We start from the raw sequence: 16255 nt of genomic DNA, 5'->3' as shown, positions 1-16255 counted from the left end.
CGTATGTTCACAAATCCTATAGACTGGCTATATTTATGCAGGATTTGCCTGGTTTTGCTACAAACCGTTAGAAAAACTGATATGAGTGCCTTTGTTGAAACGTTTATATCAGAGTCAGGGTGAAGCGTTAGTGCATCGGCAGTTATAGTCTGCCAAATCCTAATCCCTATTGCATGCGTGTGAGGAAGCCAAGTGTCAGCTCGAAAAACTTATGAATCATCCCATCCGGGAAAGAAAAAAGCTTACCCGGTGAAGAAAAAACGTGTTAAGAAAAAGTCAGGACGTTGGCTCTGGCTGTGGTTGGGCTTTACTGGTTTGGCAATGCTGTCAGCAACAGCAGGAGCAATGCTTGCAGTATCACTGGCGAGTATGCCCCTATTGCAAAGTCAACTCAGCCCTGAAGAAGCCGCAATATTTGGCAAAGGTGGAAGCATCGCCCGCAGCAGTATGCGACTGCCGGAACTGACGCGACCGGTCAATATTTTAATTTTAGGCACTAAGGTTCTCACCTCTGACCTCAATCAACAACCTGATGAAGATCCGGGATACCACGCTCTCGTCAATTCCTTTGACGGTCTTTCGGATACGATGCTTTTAGTGCGGTTTGATCCAGAGGCTCGTAAGTTAGCCGTTCTCTCAGTTCCTCGTGATACTAAAACCTATGTTGAAGGCGTGGGTTTGACTAAAATCAATGCTGCCAATTATCACGGTGGACCAGCACTAACAGCGAAAGCAACCAGTGAATTGCTCGAAGGTGTTGGTATCGACCGTTACATCCGGGTCAATGTTCAAGGAATAGAGAAGTTAGTCGATGCTTTGGGGGGTGTCACTGTCTATGTCCCCAAAGATATGAAGTACAAAGATGACTCCCAGCACCTCTACATCGACCTCAAAGAAGGCAGACAGCACCTCAATGGCAATCAGGCAATGCAGTTTTTGCGGTTTCGCTACGACAAGTATGGTGATGTGGGTCGGGTGCAGCGGCAGCAAATGCTGATGAGAGCGTTGATGGAACAAGCGCTAAACCCCACCACACTGGCGCGAATGCCAAAAATTCTCTCGGTGATTCAATCTCACCTTGACACCAACTTAAGTGTAGAAGAGCTCGTTGCTCTGGTCGGTTTTGGTGCTCAGACCAAGCGCTCAGACGTACAAATGCTAATGGTGCCAGGTCGCTTTAGCAGCGATGGTCATAATGAAGTGAGTTACTGGTTGCCCAACCATCGCCAAATTGAGCAAATGATGGCTCAACACTTCGACCAAGGCTATAGCGACCAATCGGATCTAGACCCAGGATACCTGCGAGTGGCGATTCAAGATAGTACAGGTGAACCAGAAGCCGTTCAAGCTTTAGTCAATACCCTTCAAGAGGCTGGCTACCGAAATGTTTATGTTGATGAGTCGTGGAAAGAACCGTTGCGAGTCACGCGCATTGTTGCCCAACAGGGAGACGACACCAGCGCTGCTGCTATCCGCGCCGATTTAGGATTTGGGGAAGTGCGGGTTGAAAGTACTGGCTCTCTGGGATCTGATGTCACGATTCAGTTAGGTCAAGACTGGTTGAAACGGCAACCGTCTGCTGACGAGGAAGAGGGATTTTTCAGTTTCTAAGAGACTTCCAGAACAACCGTCTGGATAACACCCTAGGGGCTAAGGCAATACCTTAGCCCTTATTTTTATAGCAGTGGACACATATCTTAGGACAAACTCTGGTAGAGACGTTCCGCCGGAACGTCTCTACTAAATTCATATATGTCCTAACCGTCTTGGCAGTTGCTATAGGCATCGTCCCTAACTTCTCCATCTTTACCCAATTAGTCTTGATCCCCATCAAGCTTTATTGTCAAGCTTTCATGACATTTTGATCCCAGCCCTGCCTGTAAATTCGTTGATCCCCAGAAAATCGGTGGATCAGCCCCCTTGACCCGACCCAATACTTTTCGTTACATAAATGGATAAAGGCGATCCCGAAGAAATGCTGATTTTTAGTATTTCTGTGATAATCGGCGGCTGGCTCGATCCCAGATCTCTGGATGAAGGATAACCACCCGCAGCGATTGATCGAGAGGCACCTGCCTACTTGCATTGCCAACGGGTGAGTTACATAACTTCAAAGGCAACAAATTTCAGTCACTGGATGATGTGCCAAGGCAACCTAACCTTTGAATTCATCAGGAGTAATAGTCCTGCCGTCCTAACAATTGGAGAGCATACTCATGGCAAAAGAACGCCCACCTCTAGAAGAAATGACATTACGGCAACTGCGCCGGGTTGCCAGTGAATATGGCATCTCTCGTTATAGCCGGATGCGGAAAGCGCAGTTGCTGGCAGAAATTCAAAAAGTTCAGCGTACAAAAATCTCTATCAGTCCATCTCGTACAGTGGAGGCACAACCAGAAGTGGAAGCATCTAAGTTTGAATTAGGTCAAGATGATCGCACCGGCGGAACCCTTGCCTCCGTAGATGAGGGGTTAGCCGATTTACCAGGTGGCTACGGTGACAGTCGGGTCGTTTTAATGCCCCGCGATCCCCAATGGGCTTATACCTACTGGGATATCCCCAACGAACACAAAGAAGAACAGCGCCGTCAAGGAGGACAACAGTTAGCACTGCGGATTTACGATGTCACTGACATCAGCATTGATTACCAAAGTCCCCACAGCATTCAGGAATATCCTTGTGATGAACTGGCACGGGAATGGTATCTGCCCATCCCCGTGAGCGATCGCGATTACACCGTTGATATTGGCTACCGTTGCGCAGACGGACGGTGGCTGGTGCTAGCTCGCTCCAAACCGGTTCGCGTTCCCCCCGTTTATCCCAGTGACTGGATTGAAGACCAGTTTATTACCGTTGATTGGGAAGAAGAGCTGTGCGGCAAAACCGTCTACGAGCTAGTTCCCCCCAGCAAGCGTATGCCTACTGCTAGTGGTAGTGCTAGTGCCGAGAACCCCATCTACGACGAAATCTTCGGTATGGCGAAATCTGCCGAAGCCCAGCGTGTTGCCGGTTCTCTGTTCGGCTCTATGCAGCACGTTCCGGGTTCGATGGCTCCCTCCCAATCCATCAGCTCCTACGTCTTCCCCTCCGGCGTTGGTATGTGGGCTGTACCAACGATGTCCGGTTTAACGATGTCCGGCGTTGGTATGTCTGGTGCCGGTTTTGGCGCATCTATGGCACCGATTCGTCCGCGCCAGTTCTGGTTGGTAGCGGATGCTGAGTTGATCGTTTACGGTGCCACCGAACCAGATGCTACGGTTACAGTTGGCGGACGCCCCATCAAGCTCAACCCCGATGGTACATTCCGCTTCCAGATGTCCTTCCAAGATGGTCTCATAGACTACCCCATCGTGGCAGTAGCTGCCGACGGCGAACAAAGTCGCTCGATCCACATGGAATTCACTCGTGAAACGCCATCCCGGAACACCAATACTAAAGAAGAAGCCGTGACAGAATGGTTTGCTTAAATTCTCAAGGATGATCCTAACTTGATACGGCATACTTCACTTATATAGACAGTATCCCCCGATAGCAAACGGGGGATTTTTTTCTCGATTCTTTATCTTGCGGTCTTCATCAAAATAACAATGGGAACACTTTATGTGGTTGGAACACCAATCGGGAATCTGGAGGACATGACTTTCCGAGCTGTGCGGATTTTGCAATCGGTGGATCTGATCGCAGCAGAGGATACGCGCCACACGGGAAAGCTATTGGCACATTTTCAGATTAAAACACCCCAAGTGAGTTACCATGAACACAATCGTTTCCAACGCCTGCCAGAGTTGCTGAATCAGCTTAGTGAAGAGAAAGCGATCGCTCTTGTTACTGATGCCGGAATGCCGGGAATCTCTGACCCTGGTTATGAATTAGTCAACGCTTGTATTGAGGCAGAGATACTCGTTATACCCATACCAGGAGCAACTGCTGGGATTACAGCATTGAGTGCTTCAGGACTCCCGACAGACCGCTTTGTGTTTGAAGGCTTTTTACCTGCCAGTGGTCAAGATCGACAACAGCGTTTAGAATTTCTAGCAGCAGAAGCTCGAACCCTGATTTTTTACGAGTCTCCTCACCGCTTGCGGCAAACGTTACAACACCTGGCAGATAAATTGGGAGCCTATCGTCACATCGTTTTAGCACGAGAGTTAACTAAGTTGCATGAAGAGTTTTGGCGGGGAACGATTAAAGAAGCGATCGCTCACTATAACGAACGGGAATCCAAGGGCGAATTTACCCTTGTTGTAGCTGGCGAACAACCAGGGGTGCCAGTACTCTCAGAAGACACCCTGAAAGAAGAATTAATAGAGATAATGGCGAGGGGAGTATCCCGATCGCAAGCTGCCCGTCAGTTAGCTCAACTCACTAAGCTTCCTAGGCGTCAGCTTTATCAATTAGCTTTAGCGCTTCCGGCTCCACGGCGAGCCGCAGAAGAGACTCCCGAGGAAAGCTAAATTGAATGGCACAGACTTATTTTGTCTATGGGGCAGTTTGAGGACGGAATATGGATTATCAAGATTCCTTGATAAATAGATAAACCTCATCCCGCTGATAACTCAGTTGAAATTCCGGTGTATTTTTAAGGCGTTCCAACAAACTAGTGGCAACTTGCAGACTACTCCCCCAGCCAGGATGACGCATATTGAGCAATACATAGTCAAACTCAGCTAAATCAGCAGACTCCGAACCCGCGATTGCCAGCTTGACAATAGGGCGGTGGGTTAAATGGGGAGCAACTTGTGCTGGCACTAAAACACTACCTTTCGTTTCAATCTGTGCCACTGCTTCCCTAGTAGCGTACCAAGTATCTACAGATTCCAGATATCTTGAACCAAAATAACCGAACTTCCCTAAAGCAACAAATGCTACTAACGACCATAAGATGATTCCCCGTTTGTTTTGCAACCATCCCTGACTCGCTGCTAGTGTTGAAATGACAGCTAGTAACAGAAAAGGTAAAACAGGTAAAGAGTATTGGTGAGTTAAATCTTTTTGAGGTTGGTAGTCCGTGATTAGGTTCATCAATAATGTAGGAATGGCACCCACTAACGGTGCTAAGTGCTGCAGTGAAATTCCCCAAATTAGTGGCGATACTAATAAAATTAAATATTCCAGGTTAGGTAAAGTGAAGATGTTGCCGAGTACCAATCCTGGTTTTAACAGTAAGTTCTTAGCTATCTCCAGAACGGAGTCACCTAAAAAAGCATAACGCCCAACCGCTGCCGCTTCTTGTCCGCTAAACCTAGGAATGATAACCTGAGAAGCAATCAGGAACCAGGCAATACCTGCAACTAAAGCGATCGCTCCACACCAACGCTTTTTTTCAAACAGCAGCAGCCAAACTCCCATTGCCGCTACAGTCAATCCCAGGACTGCCTTACAGCCCAAGATAAAGAGGATAGCCACAGAAAACCACCCAATTCGCTCCAATCGCGCTGCCAAAATCGCCGCTAAAAGTGCCGGTAACGCCATGACTTCTGGATGGAAGTCAAACAAATTGATATTAAAAATGAGTGGGTAGAGCAAGTATACCACTGCCATTGCCGTTGCTTGTTGCTCCTTCAACCCCGCCTGACGCGCTAGATGAAAGGTAGGTAAGGCACCCAACGCCAAAGCGATCGCTTGCACAGCAAACAGCCAGTGAACATCGGCATAAATTTTGTACAGCAAGCTGAGGGGATAGAGAATCCAGGCTCCATGATCACCAAGAATGTGAAACCCAATTAAAGAACAAATCGGGGGTTCACCTTGGCTAATTAAGTAAATCCCTTGGTCAAAAATCCCCAAATCGAATGCCGCAGATTGAAATAAAGCGTGTCGTAGACTACTGCACCCAAATAGAATCAAGGCACTTGCAGCGATCGCTAAACCAACAGTACCCACCTGTAGCCGTTGTTTTCTCATTCTTTAATGAATAGTGTTAGCTTATCGGAAAGAAGCCCCACTAGGGGAATTTAGCTGCTCATAGATTGATTCGAGCAGTTTTTCAAAGACGACTTGTTTAAACTCCTGGTTGTTCATTACTTCCGTAAAGATTTGCTCATTCCCCTCTATACGTTCGAGGAAGAGGTTTTCGAGTTGTTGGTCGAGGACGGGGGCGAAGTTTTCTTTGGTGTTCACCAGGGCAGCTTGCTTGAGGTTGTCATTCGCGATCGCGCTTTCGGTGATTTGCTCAAAGAAAAGTTGGTCAGCGAGGGTAAAATCTGTGCCAAAGCGTTCGTTGAGGGAGTCGATGAGTTGAGAAAGAGGAACATTTTTATCCGGTTGGCGTGTTCCAGTTGCGGTTGCTCCTTTGAGGGGTTCGGCTTCGCCTTCTTTTAAGTCAATTTTGCCCTCACTAATTTTTTCGAGGCGGTAGAATTTCATTTCAATATCTCCCGATAAATCTACTTGAGGCGCATTGGCACTACGGGGCAGTTTTTTGAGGAGAAAACGACCATAGGCATAGAGTTTTTCCAAGTCAGAATCTTGATAAGGGAGAATTTGAGCAAGGAAAAGGTACAAATTCCGAAAGCTGGTAAGTTGGCTTCTAAATTGTTCTCTCTCTGCCTCCTCTAAGGCTTTGTAGCGGTCAACAACGGGGTCGAGAAGAGAATTTAACTTTTTGTGTTCCCCTCCCGTGAGGGAGGTTTTGGGGCGAAACCAGATGTCACACCACTCGTTAACATTCTCTTCGTGAAAGAGTCGCCATTCATAGAGTTGAAAGGCAAGATCATTCAGTTGTTGAGGGTCAGAGGTTTGCCCAACGGGGGTTTCTTCGTAGTAGGGTTTAAAGGCTTTGTAGATGTCTTCGGGTTGGTTGACAAAATCTAAAACGAAGGTATCTTCTTTGCCTGGGGTGGTGCGGTTGAGGCGGGAGAGGGTTTGCACGGCTTGGACTCCGGCGAGGCGTTTATCGACAAACAGGGTATGGAGTAAGGGTTGGTCAAAGCCGGTTTGAAATTTATTGGCGACTAATAGGACTTGATAAGCGTCACTGGCAAACTTTTCGGGAATTTCGCCGGACTTGATGCCCCCATTCATGCTCACTTCGGTGAAAGTTTCATTCGGAAAGTCATCGAGAGATAGTGAACCGGAGAAAGCAACGAGGGATTTAATGTCGGTGTAACCTTTGTCTTTAATATACTGATCAAAAGCCAGTTTGTATTTAACCGCGTGTTCGCGCGATCGCGTCACCACCATCGCTTTTGCCCGACCTCCGATTTTATGGCGGGTATGGTTACGGAAATGCTCAATGATGATTTCGACTTTCTGGGCGATATTGTGGGGATGGAGTTCCACGAAACGGGCGATTTCCCGCGCTGCTTGACGACGGGGGAGGTCGGGGTTAGTTTCTGAGAGGCGTACTAACTCGTAATAGCGTTCGTAGTAGGTGTAGTTTGCCAATACGTCTTTAATAAAGCCTTCCTCAATGGCTTGGCGCATGGTGTAGAGATGAAAAGGGGCTTGTCCGGTTTCCCCTGGTTCATCGAAGAGTAAGAGGGTGCGTTGTTTGGGGGTGGCGGTAAAGGCGAAGTAACTGAGGTTGGGTTGTTTGGTGCGGGTGAGTTGTGCGCGTAACAGTTCCTGTTGGGCTGCGTCGCTGAGGTTATCATCGGGTTCATCGTCGAGGAGTTGGTGGGCGATCGCGGCTTCAATGCCATCTTTATTGAGGATTTTACGGAGTTCTGTTGCGGTTTCTCCGCTTTGGGAACTGTGTGCCTCATCGACGATAATGGCGAAGCGTTTATCTTGGGTGGTGAGGGTGACGGTTGTGCCTTTTTTCTCTAGGGTTTGGATTGCCTGGGAAATGAAGGGGAATTTCTGAATCGTGGAGATGATGACGGGGACTCCTGCACTCAAGGCTTTAGCGAGTTGTTTGGTGTTTTCATCAATCTTGTGGACGACTCCGGTTTTGTGGTCGAACTGGTAAATGGTGTCTTGAAGTTGGCGGTCTAATACTTTGCGATCGGTGATAACAATGACAGTATCAAAGATTTTGTCATCTTGGTCATTGTGGAGGTTGGCGAGGCGATGTGCCAGCCAGGCGATGGAGTTAGATTTCCCTGATCCGGCTGAATGTTGGATCAGGTAGTTATGTCCTGACTGATGCTGTTTGGTGTGGGCGATGAGTTTCCGCACGACATCGAGTTGATGGTAACGGGGGAAAATCAGGGTTTCTTTAGTTTGGTATTTGATGCCGGTGGTGGTGGGGATTTGGATTTCTTTGGTTTCTAGGTGGAGGAAACGGGCAAGGATTTCGAGGATGCTATCGCGTTGGAGGGCTTCTTGCCAAAGGTAACTGGTGCGGTATTCCCCCAGAACAGGGGGATTTCCGGCGGCGTGGTTATCGCCTTTGTTGAAGGGGAGAAAGTAGGTTTTTGCCCCAGCGAGTTTGGTAGTCATCCAGACTTCATCGGTATCGACGGCGAAGTGAACTAAGCAGCGTTCTTTGAAGCGAAATAGGGGGTCTTTTGGGTCTCTTTCGGTTTGGTATTGGTCAATGGCGTTGCGGTAGGTTTGCCCGGTGAGTTGGTTTTTCAGTTCCAGGGTGGCGATGGGTAAGCCGTTGAGACTGAGGGTAATATCGGGTTTACGTCCTTTTTTAATTCCGGTTTTAATTGTGACTTGGCGGGTAACGGTGAGGCGATTTTTACTGTAGAGGGCGATGGTTTCCGGGTTCATCCCGGTATTGGGTTGGAAGTAGGCGACTTTGAAGGTTTTGCCGTAGCATTTGAAGCCGTTACGGAGGACATCGAGCATTCCCCTACTCTTGAGTTCTTTGGTGAGGCTGGTGATGAGGGTTTTTTGGGCTTCTCCGGGGCTGGTGCGACTAAATTTTTCCCATTGTTGGGGTTGGGTGGTTTGGATAAAGTTGATAATCTCATTGTGGAAAAGGGCGGTGTCTTTTTTGTATTCTTCTGGATTCCCTCGGTGGTAGCCGTAGTGGTTGAGGAGTTCCCGTTCGATGATGTTTTCAAAGTCTTTTTCTTGGTGCATGGTCAATTACTGGTTCTCCGTGAGTTCTTGCAGTAACTGTTCTGGGGTGAGAATGCGTAAATCTTTTTCAGGGAAATCAGTCGGGTTGCGGGTCACAATTCCTTCTAACTGAGTTTGGAGGGCAGCATAATACTGTATATCGTCTTCAAAGTCTTTGTAATGTTCGGTAAGAGCCGCTTTAACAGTATTGGCATCGACGGTAGCGATTGGGCAGAGTTGGACAAGTCGGGCTAAAAATTGAAGTGCCCAATCTTTGCCCCTAGATTTTCTGAGGATGTAGAAAAGGTCAGTAAAAGTAGATGCACTAACATAGCCTTCAAGGTACTTCTGTTCGATGAGAATAAAGATTTGGTCAGCGAGTCTACTAAAGGGTTCACGCTTAAGGGCATAGTCAAGAATGATATTGGTATCGAGCAGAACTTTCACAGGTTATATTTTTCGGCTAAGTATTCGGCTTTAGCTTGGTCAGAGTCAAAGTCTGGGGGGACGGCTTCAACTTGATCTAAGAGGTCTTTAAAGGTTTGGCTTTGATATTCATAGGGCTGGGCTTCTACAATATCTCCGATGATTTTACCGCTATCCTTTGGCTCGGCAAAGGCTGGGCGTTTACTTTTTTTAATGGGGGAGATGATAGCAAGGGGTTGATTATTTTGGGTAATGGTGAGGGGTTCACCTGTTTGGATGGCTTGGGTGAGTAAGGTTTGGAGAGATTCGGGGAGGTCGGATAGGGTGATTTGAGTCATGGTTGTAGTTAAGTAACTTACAGGGTTAAATAAGCGAAGACATCAGGGATAGAAAGTTGCCAATCTGATAGGGAACTTAGGACGGGAAGTTGGTCTTGTCCTTCTTTCATTTTGGGTTGTTGACTTGGCTTAAAGGTGATAATCATTTTTTCTTTTGGATCAATTAACCATCCTAGTTCTGTTCCATGATCTAGACAGAATAAAATATTATTAATGACACGGGTGGGACTTTGTTCGGGAGACAAGATTTCAATTGTCCAATCTGGTGCAATGTCAAAGGTGTTTTCAATTTCTCCATTTTCATCAAGGGGAATTCTTGCCCAATTAAATACTACAATATCTGGAACAATGGATCGCTCTCCAAAGGTACAGCGTAACTCTGTAAACGCTAATGCCAAACGTTTAGGCTCTGCAATGTGATTGATTTCCGCAGAAAAGCGAGTTTGTAGGCGACTATGTTTCCCTTTTGGCATTGGTTTTTGATGAATTTTCCCGTTAATGTATTCGCTGGCGGGTTTAGTTTCTGGAAGTTGCAAGAATTCGGCTAAAGAGAGTTTGGTTTTGGATTGAGTTGAAGTCATAGGATTTTATAAGGTAAACTTCTCTTTTAAATGAATAGCGGTACTATTGTAGGACTTGGCGCACGTCGATTTTGCCTGTTACGGCGTTGGTGATTAGGGCGGTGCGATATTCTTTTAGGAGGTCAATGGCTTGTTTTATTTTTGCTTTCTGTTGGTCGATCTCTGCTGTTATTTTGTCTAAATACTTGGCTATAACTGTCTGTTCCTCTGGTGATATCCAAGATGTCTTTAAAGGATGGATTAAATTCCGGTTTAATGTTGGATTAGCTGATCCAGTATCCCAATTTTCTAAATCCATTGAAAGTAATTTGTAGTATATAAATCGAGGATTATTATCATAAAATTCAATTACCCAGAGCGTTGTATCGTGGGGCCAGTAATCAACATCGACGTAATGAACGTTTCCAACTGTTCCTTTCCTACCTACTAGAACGCCAGGTGCTTTTGAATAGGCTATATTGTGATAAGAAGCGATTCCACCTGAAGATACTACAGGTACTACTCCTTCTGTTTGATCTTCTTGCCTAATATCAATACCTCTTTGAAGAACAAAAGCTCTTTTAATTCGTATAACCTCCCAATGTGCAGGGATATCACCTAGCCACTCGATGCCAGAATCTTTCATGGGGACGGTTGGATCGAGTCCTTTGGTGACTGCGTGGCTGATGAGGGCGGTGCGTTTTTCGTCGAGTTTTTTGAGGAGGGCTTCTTTTTTGGCGATGAGGGCATCTATTTGGCTGGTTTTGTGGTCGAGGAATTGTGCGATCGTGTTCTGTTCTTCCAGTGGCGGAATCGGCAAGAATTGTTCTTTGATGTTTTCTGCATGAACATTTTGATTTGCTCCACCGTGAAGAGTGCTTATTAAGTTTTTTTTAAAGTAATCAGAAGCAAAGTAAAATCTTAGATATTCAGGAGAATTATCTTTAAATCTAAAAGAAATCAGGTAAGAAGCGAAAATAGCACGCTCTGGATTTCTAACAAGTCCAAATCTTCCTATTGTTCCACTTCTGGCAAATAAGAAATCACCATCTTTGATTTCAAAAGCTCGTTCATCTTTTACATCAATCTCTACAAACGGCATTTTCTCAAAAGAGATATTTGCGAAATCATCAATATCAGTAATTCTCGCTAACTTTACTCCCTCATTTACATAGCTTTGATTAGTATAAAAACCTTGTTTATGCGATTGAGTAATTCGCTTTACTTGATAAACCTCCCAATGCTCAGGAATCTCCCCCAACCACTCAACACCAGAATCCTTGTACCGTTCATAACCCTGATACTTTCCCATTATTTGCCCTCCCAATTCTCTCTTTCCTTAGCCAAAGTCAACACTTGAACATAGAGAAGAGCTGAAATTCTTGTTCCCTGTTTCCGCAATTGATCGAGAACTTCAGTAACATTATCTAACAAACCTCGACGCTTTGCTAACAGCAGAATGCCCATCGTCCCAATTAAGGGTAACTTCCTGGCTAAAGCAACTTTTCTAGCTGCTTTTTCATCTATCAATAACTGACTTGCTTCCATTTCCTCCGCTAAAGCGATGGCTTCAGACTCTCCTAAATCTAGCTTTGATGACTTCTGTAAATCCTCAACAAGTTGTTTATTTTTTACCTCTATCACTTCTAGCCAAGACAAATTTTCGACTAATTGAGTTGCTGGATGCTCCCCCATTTGTAATTCGTCAAATACTCCCTGAGGAATGATTACCTGATTAAAAAGCTGTGGTAATAAATCCAGATACCCTACTTTCGCCAACTCACTAATCGGGGTTGTATCAGAAACAATAATCATTCAAGATTCCTGTTGCTGTAACATTAATTCTGCCTGTTCAACTTCTCGGGCTAACTCTTCCAAATCTTGAGAATCATCAAAAAGGGAAATACCCCATTGTTTCATCATTTCAATAACTTCCAAACGAGAAACCCCTAGAATTTTCCCTGCCCGACTACTGGTAATCTCTCCTGCTTCTAATAAAATCATTACATAGCCTTCCTTGGCTTTTTGTAAAGCCTTTTGCTGCACCTCAGCCGGAAGTTCGATATTTTCTAACTGTTCATCTGAAATGATTAAAGCCATTAATTTACCTCCCAATTCCAAACCTCAAAATCATCCTCTGCACAGCAACCCTATAAATTGACCCAATCTAAACCACTTCCCCCAACATCGCCATAATGTCCCCTTCCAAAGACTTGATATCCTCCTCAATCGCTTCCAAAGAACGAGGAGGCTGATAGACATAGAAATGCCGATTCAACGGAATCTCATACCCCACCTTCGTTTTATCAAAATCAATCCACGCATCCGGCACATGGGGTAACACCTCCGCCTCCAGATACGCCAAACAATGGTCTTTAACTAACCCATTTAACGCATCCAAACCCGTTTTCCCGTCATACTCCAACGGTAACGGTAAAGGAATAGTCTCCGGTAAAGGCACAATCTCCGTATCTCGTAAACTGGTATCCGGTTCAGGGTTTCCCTTGCTATCCCGACAGATTTCAGCTTCGGAGTCAGTTTCTCCCAAAGCTGCTAAAATCGCCTTTTTCACTGGATTTTTAAGCTTTAACCCGGCTTGTTTTAAGACCTTTTCCATGTCCTTAACAAACACCTCACGGGACAAATAGAGTTTATTTGCCTCCATGCAATACAGGGCAGCGATAATCTCATCTTGCAGATTTTGCCCCATCTCAATGTCAAGCTGTTGCGCCTTCAAATCCTTGCGCTTCTTACTCGTCGCCAACTCCTCAAAGGCTGTTTGTTCCCACAGTCGCGCCAAGCGTTCCTCACTCACTTGAAAATTCAGCCGTAAAGGACGCTCTACGGTAATCTTGAGGAAACCAAACTCCCGATTATCAAAAATCTTAGAACAAACCCGTTCTTCAGTTTCCCCGTTAGTCTGCACCTGACTTGTACCATTCTGTTCATAATCCCCATAGAGATGCACCAATTCCGCGATATGCTCAGGGGATAACTCATTCCGCTTATTCCCCAGACTCTTTTTCATCTTCTGGTAATGGTGCGTCCCATCAATCAACTGTACTTTTCCTTTACGCTGGGGTGCTTTCTTATTCGTCACCAACCAGATATAAGTAAAAATTCCCGTGTTATAAAACATCTGATCTGGTAACGCCACCACTGCATCGAGCCAGTCATTCTCAATAATCCAACGACGAATATTACTCTCCCCACTCCCCGCATCCCCGGTAAATAACGGTGAACCATTAAACACAATGGCAATGCGTGACCCATCTCCCCCCTCCTCTAGTGCAGGGTGCTTCTTAGAAATCATGTGTTGTAGAAACAACAACGACCCATCATTAATGCGGGGTAAACCTGCCCCAAAGCGACCCTTAAACCCCAGAGTTTCATATTCAGCATCAATGAAATCTTTCTCCGGTTTCCACTCCACCCCAAAGGGCGGATTAGCAAACATATAGTGAAACTGTTTATCACTATGACCATCGTGGGGAAGAAAGTTGTTACTCTTTTGCTTGGCGTCTTTAAGTCCTAATGTATCCCCATAGACAAGATTGTTAATCGGTTCATCTTTAATCAGCAGATCAGAACAACAAATCGCGTAGGATTCGGGATTATATTCCTGCCCAAATAGTCCCAAATTCGCTTCGGTATTTTGCCGTTTAATATATTCCTCCGCCACCGACAGCATTCCCCCCGTCCCCGCCGTGGGGTCATACACGGTGCGGTAAATCCCTTTTTTGAACACATCCTCTTCTTCACAGAACACCAAATTCACCATCAAGCGAATCACTTCACGGGGGGTAAAATGGTCTCCCGCTTCTTCGTTAGCTTGTTCGTTGAACTTCCTCACCAACTCCTCAAACAGATACCCCATTTGCAGGTTCGAGAGGTGCGCCGGAGATAAATCCACTTCAGGATTTGCGATCGCCTGCATCACTTCATAGAGGCGATTGGCGTCATCGAGTTTCTGAATCTGCTTATCGAATTCAAACTTATCGAAGATGTCCCGCGCCAGGGGAGAAAAGCCATTGATATAGGCGCGGAGATTATCGGCTAATCCTTCAGAATCCCCCAAAAGCTTCTTAAACGTAAATTCACTGAGGTTATATAAAGGCTGTTGACGATTCCCCCCGATGGCGACTTTCGCGATCGCCTTTTCAAATGCCTCCCCCTCTAGGACTTTCTCATACTTAGCCTTAGCTCCTAGAACCGCTTCCTTAGTAGGTTCTAGGACAGAATCGAGGCGACGCAGCACAATCATCGGTAACATCACTTGACGATACTGAGGGGGACGGTAAGGACCTCGGAGCTTATCGGCTATACTCCAGATTAAGCCGACTAACTCTTGATGATTGGCGCTTTGCACAGTGGTCGTCATAGGAATTTTGAGTAAGACTAAGTGACGTGCTAATTGTTTTTTGCGATCGCTAAAACAACAGTACCCACCTGTAGCCGTTGTTTTCCCATTCTTTAATTTCCGTTACAAAAGACTTACCCAAAGTTACCCAACACTAGACTTTTCTATACTAGATAACTTGTACTAGGGAGTTACTTGGCGCTTACTTCCTGCTTCATCCAGAACTGTCGGCAGCACTCTGTCCACAGGCTAACACTGTCTAACTGACAGCTTTTTCCAAATTAATGGATGCGTTCAAATCGCGGTCTATTTCCAGACCACAGCAATCACACTTGAACACTCGCTCACTCAAGCTGAGTGTTTCTTTTTTCGTTCCACAGTTTGAGCAAGTTTTGCTGCTAGAGAACCATCGGTCAATTACAACCAATTCAGAGCCATACAGCTCACATTTATACTCAAGCTGACGACGGAATTCATAAAAACCCATATCTGCAATTGCTTTAGCCAACTTGTGATTAGCTAACATTCCTGACACGTTTAAATCCTCAATACCTATCTTGCCGTGGTTTTTGGCTAAATAGGTCGTAAGTTTATGTAATGTGTCCTTGCGGATGTTAGCAATCTTTCTGTGCAGCCTTGCTATCTGAATTTGAGCTTTTTTCCAATTGCTAGAACCTTTGACCTTATAGCGATTGAGCCATTGCAACCGAGAAAGTTTTTTTTCATATTTACGATAGCTTTTAGCACCTTCAAACACTTCACCCGTTGACAATGTAGCAAGCGCCTTGATACCAAGGTCAACACCCACGACGGGTACTAATTTTGACTCATTGGTTAGTGCAACTTCAATCTTCCAGCTAACAAACCATTTATCGGCTATACGGCTTATCGTGTAAGATTTAGGCTTTTGGTCAACTGGTAAACGCTCATAAGTCTTGAGCCAGCCAATCACAGGCACTTTTATCCGATAGTGGTCAACAGCCAGTGAACCATCAACGGTAAAGCTATCAGCACGTCCTTTCTTTTTAAATCGTGGTGGTTGCTTGATTTTCTTGAATGCTTGTTTCCAAGCTTCTGAAAGCTGTCTCAAGGCATACTGTGGAGCGCATTTACTCACATCGTAATACCAGGGACACTCAGGCTTGACCATTGCCACTAACCACTTATGAAGATCAACCGCAGTCGGAAACTTAATTTTGTCCTGTGGATTAGCTTGATTGTGGTCAAGGATGTTTTTGATTAACGCTAGTCCCCAGTTCCAAGCGTGACGGGCAACTCCTACGTGTTTAGCTAACTGTGTCCGTTGTTGGTTATTGAGCTTTAGCTCTGTCTTAAATCCTAGCAACATTCAACCGACCTCTCAAATGTTATACTCATATTATATGCGACTATAACAGAGAAACCAGGATGGCTAGAAAAAAAATTTACAACGAACCGAAACGTAGATTTACCATGACTTTGACTGAAACGGCGATCCAATGGCTAGAAGCTGAACAAAAGCAGATAGGAGCTAATAGTCTCAGTGACGTAATAGAGCGTATGGCGCGAAAAGCCACCCAAAAAGTCTAGTAATGGGTAGTTTTGTCTAACAAATTAGTTACAGCTTATAACCC

General features: G+C 45.5%; 14 protein-coding genes. 4 read left to right on the top strand and 10 right to left on the bottom strand.

Annotated features, from left to right (window positions below; all coding sequences use genetic code 11):
- Positions 1–192: 192 nt before the first annotated feature.
- The 3 genes from IQ257_RS24725 to rsmI all read left to right on the top strand — a co-directional run bounded on the left by IQ257_RS24725 (position 193) and on the right by rsmI (position 4454).
- Complete coding sequence (locus IQ257_RS24725; RefSeq protein WP_193878762.1) at positions 193–1611, top strand: LCP family protein; 1419 nt, start codon at positions 193–195, stop codon at positions 1609–1611.
- A gap of 605 nt (positions 1612–2216) precedes the next feature.
- Positions 2217–3467: a DUF4912 domain-containing protein gene (locus IQ257_RS24720; RefSeq protein ID WP_193878760.1), complete on the top strand. Its 1251-nt coding sequence runs from the start codon at positions 2217–2219 to the stop codon at positions 3465–3467.
- Between the two features lie 120 nt (positions 3468–3587).
- Positions 3588–4454: a 16S rRNA (cytidine(1402)-2'-O)-methyltransferase gene (rsmI, locus tag IQ257_RS24715; protein ID WP_193878758.1), complete on the top strand. Its 867-nt coding sequence runs from the start codon at positions 3588–3590 to the stop codon at positions 4452–4454.
- A gap of 58 nt (positions 4455–4512) precedes the next feature.
- Here the strand turns inward: rsmI and IQ257_RS24710 are convergent, their stop codons facing one another.
- From IQ257_RS24710 to IQ257_RS24665, 10 genes are all read right to left on the bottom strand, one after another.
- Positions 4513–5904, bottom strand: coding sequence for a DUF2079 domain-containing protein (locus IQ257_RS24710; protein WP_193878756.1), 1392 nt, complete (start codon positions 5902–5904; stop codon positions 4513–4515).
- 21 nt (positions 5905–5925) lie between these two features.
- Complete coding sequence (locus IQ257_RS24705; protein WP_193878754.1) at positions 5926–8979, bottom strand: type I restriction endonuclease subunit R; 3054 nt, start codon at positions 8977–8979, stop codon at positions 5926–5928.
- A gap of 6 nt (positions 8980–8985) precedes the next feature.
- Positions 8986–9405, bottom strand: a complete 420-nt coding sequence (locus IQ257_RS24700) for a type II toxin-antitoxin system VapC family toxin (protein ID WP_193878752.1) — start codon at positions 9403–9405, stop codon at positions 8986–8988.
- On the bottom strand, positions 9402–9722 hold the full coding sequence (locus IQ257_RS24695) for a type II toxin-antitoxin system Phd/YefM family antitoxin (protein WP_193878750.1): 321 nt from the start codon (positions 9720–9722) through the stop codon (positions 9402–9404). Before IQ257_RS24695 ends, IQ257_RS24700 begins: the two co-directional genes overlap by 4 nt.
- Before the next feature lie 17 nt (positions 9723–9739).
- On the bottom strand, positions 9740–10303 hold the full coding sequence (locus IQ257_RS24690) for a Uma2 family endonuclease (protein WP_193878748.1): 564 nt from the start codon (positions 10301–10303) through the stop codon (positions 9740–9742).
- A gap of 43 nt (positions 10304–10346) precedes the next feature.
- Entirely contained in the window at positions 10347–11594 is a 1248-nt protein-coding gene (locus IQ257_RS24685; RefSeq protein WP_193878747.1) for a restriction endonuclease subunit S, read from the bottom strand.
- Positions 11594–12097, bottom strand: a complete 504-nt coding sequence (locus IQ257_RS24680; RefSeq protein WP_193878745.1) for a DUF3368 domain-containing protein — start codon at positions 12095–12097, stop codon at positions 11594–11596. The genes IQ257_RS24685 and IQ257_RS24680 overlap by 1 nt, the downstream gene beginning before the upstream one ends.
- Complete coding sequence (locus tag IQ257_RS24675) at positions 12098–12382, bottom strand: UPF0175 family protein (RefSeq protein WP_193878742.1); 285 nt, start codon at positions 12380–12382, stop codon at positions 12098–12100.
- Positions 12383–12449: 67 nt separating this feature from the next.
- Positions 12450–14663: a type I restriction-modification system subunit M gene (locus IQ257_RS24670; RefSeq protein ID WP_193878740.1), complete on the bottom strand. Its 2214-nt coding sequence runs from the start codon at positions 14661–14663 to the stop codon at positions 12450–12452.
- Positions 14664–14901: 238 nt separating this feature from the next.
- Positions 14902–15990, bottom strand: coding sequence for an RNA-guided endonuclease InsQ/TnpB family protein (locus tag IQ257_RS24665; protein ID WP_193878738.1), 1089 nt, complete (start codon positions 15988–15990; stop codon positions 14902–14904).
- A 59-nt stretch (positions 15991–16049) separates the two neighbouring features.
- Between IQ257_RS24665 and IQ257_RS24660 the strand changes: the two genes are divergently transcribed.
- On the top strand, positions 16050–16211 hold the full coding sequence (locus IQ257_RS24660) for a hypothetical protein (protein WP_193878736.1): 162 nt from the start codon (positions 16050–16052) through the stop codon (positions 16209–16211).
- Positions 16212–16255 lie beyond the last annotated feature (44 nt).

Source organism: Coleofasciculus sp. LEGE 07092, assembly GCF_015207375.1.
Classification (GTDB): domain Bacteria; phylum Cyanobacteriota; class Cyanobacteriia; order Cyanobacteriales; family Coleofasciculaceae; genus LEGE-07092.
Note: the sequence above shows the minus strand (reverse complement) of the source record. Positions and strands in the feature narration are given on the sequence as shown.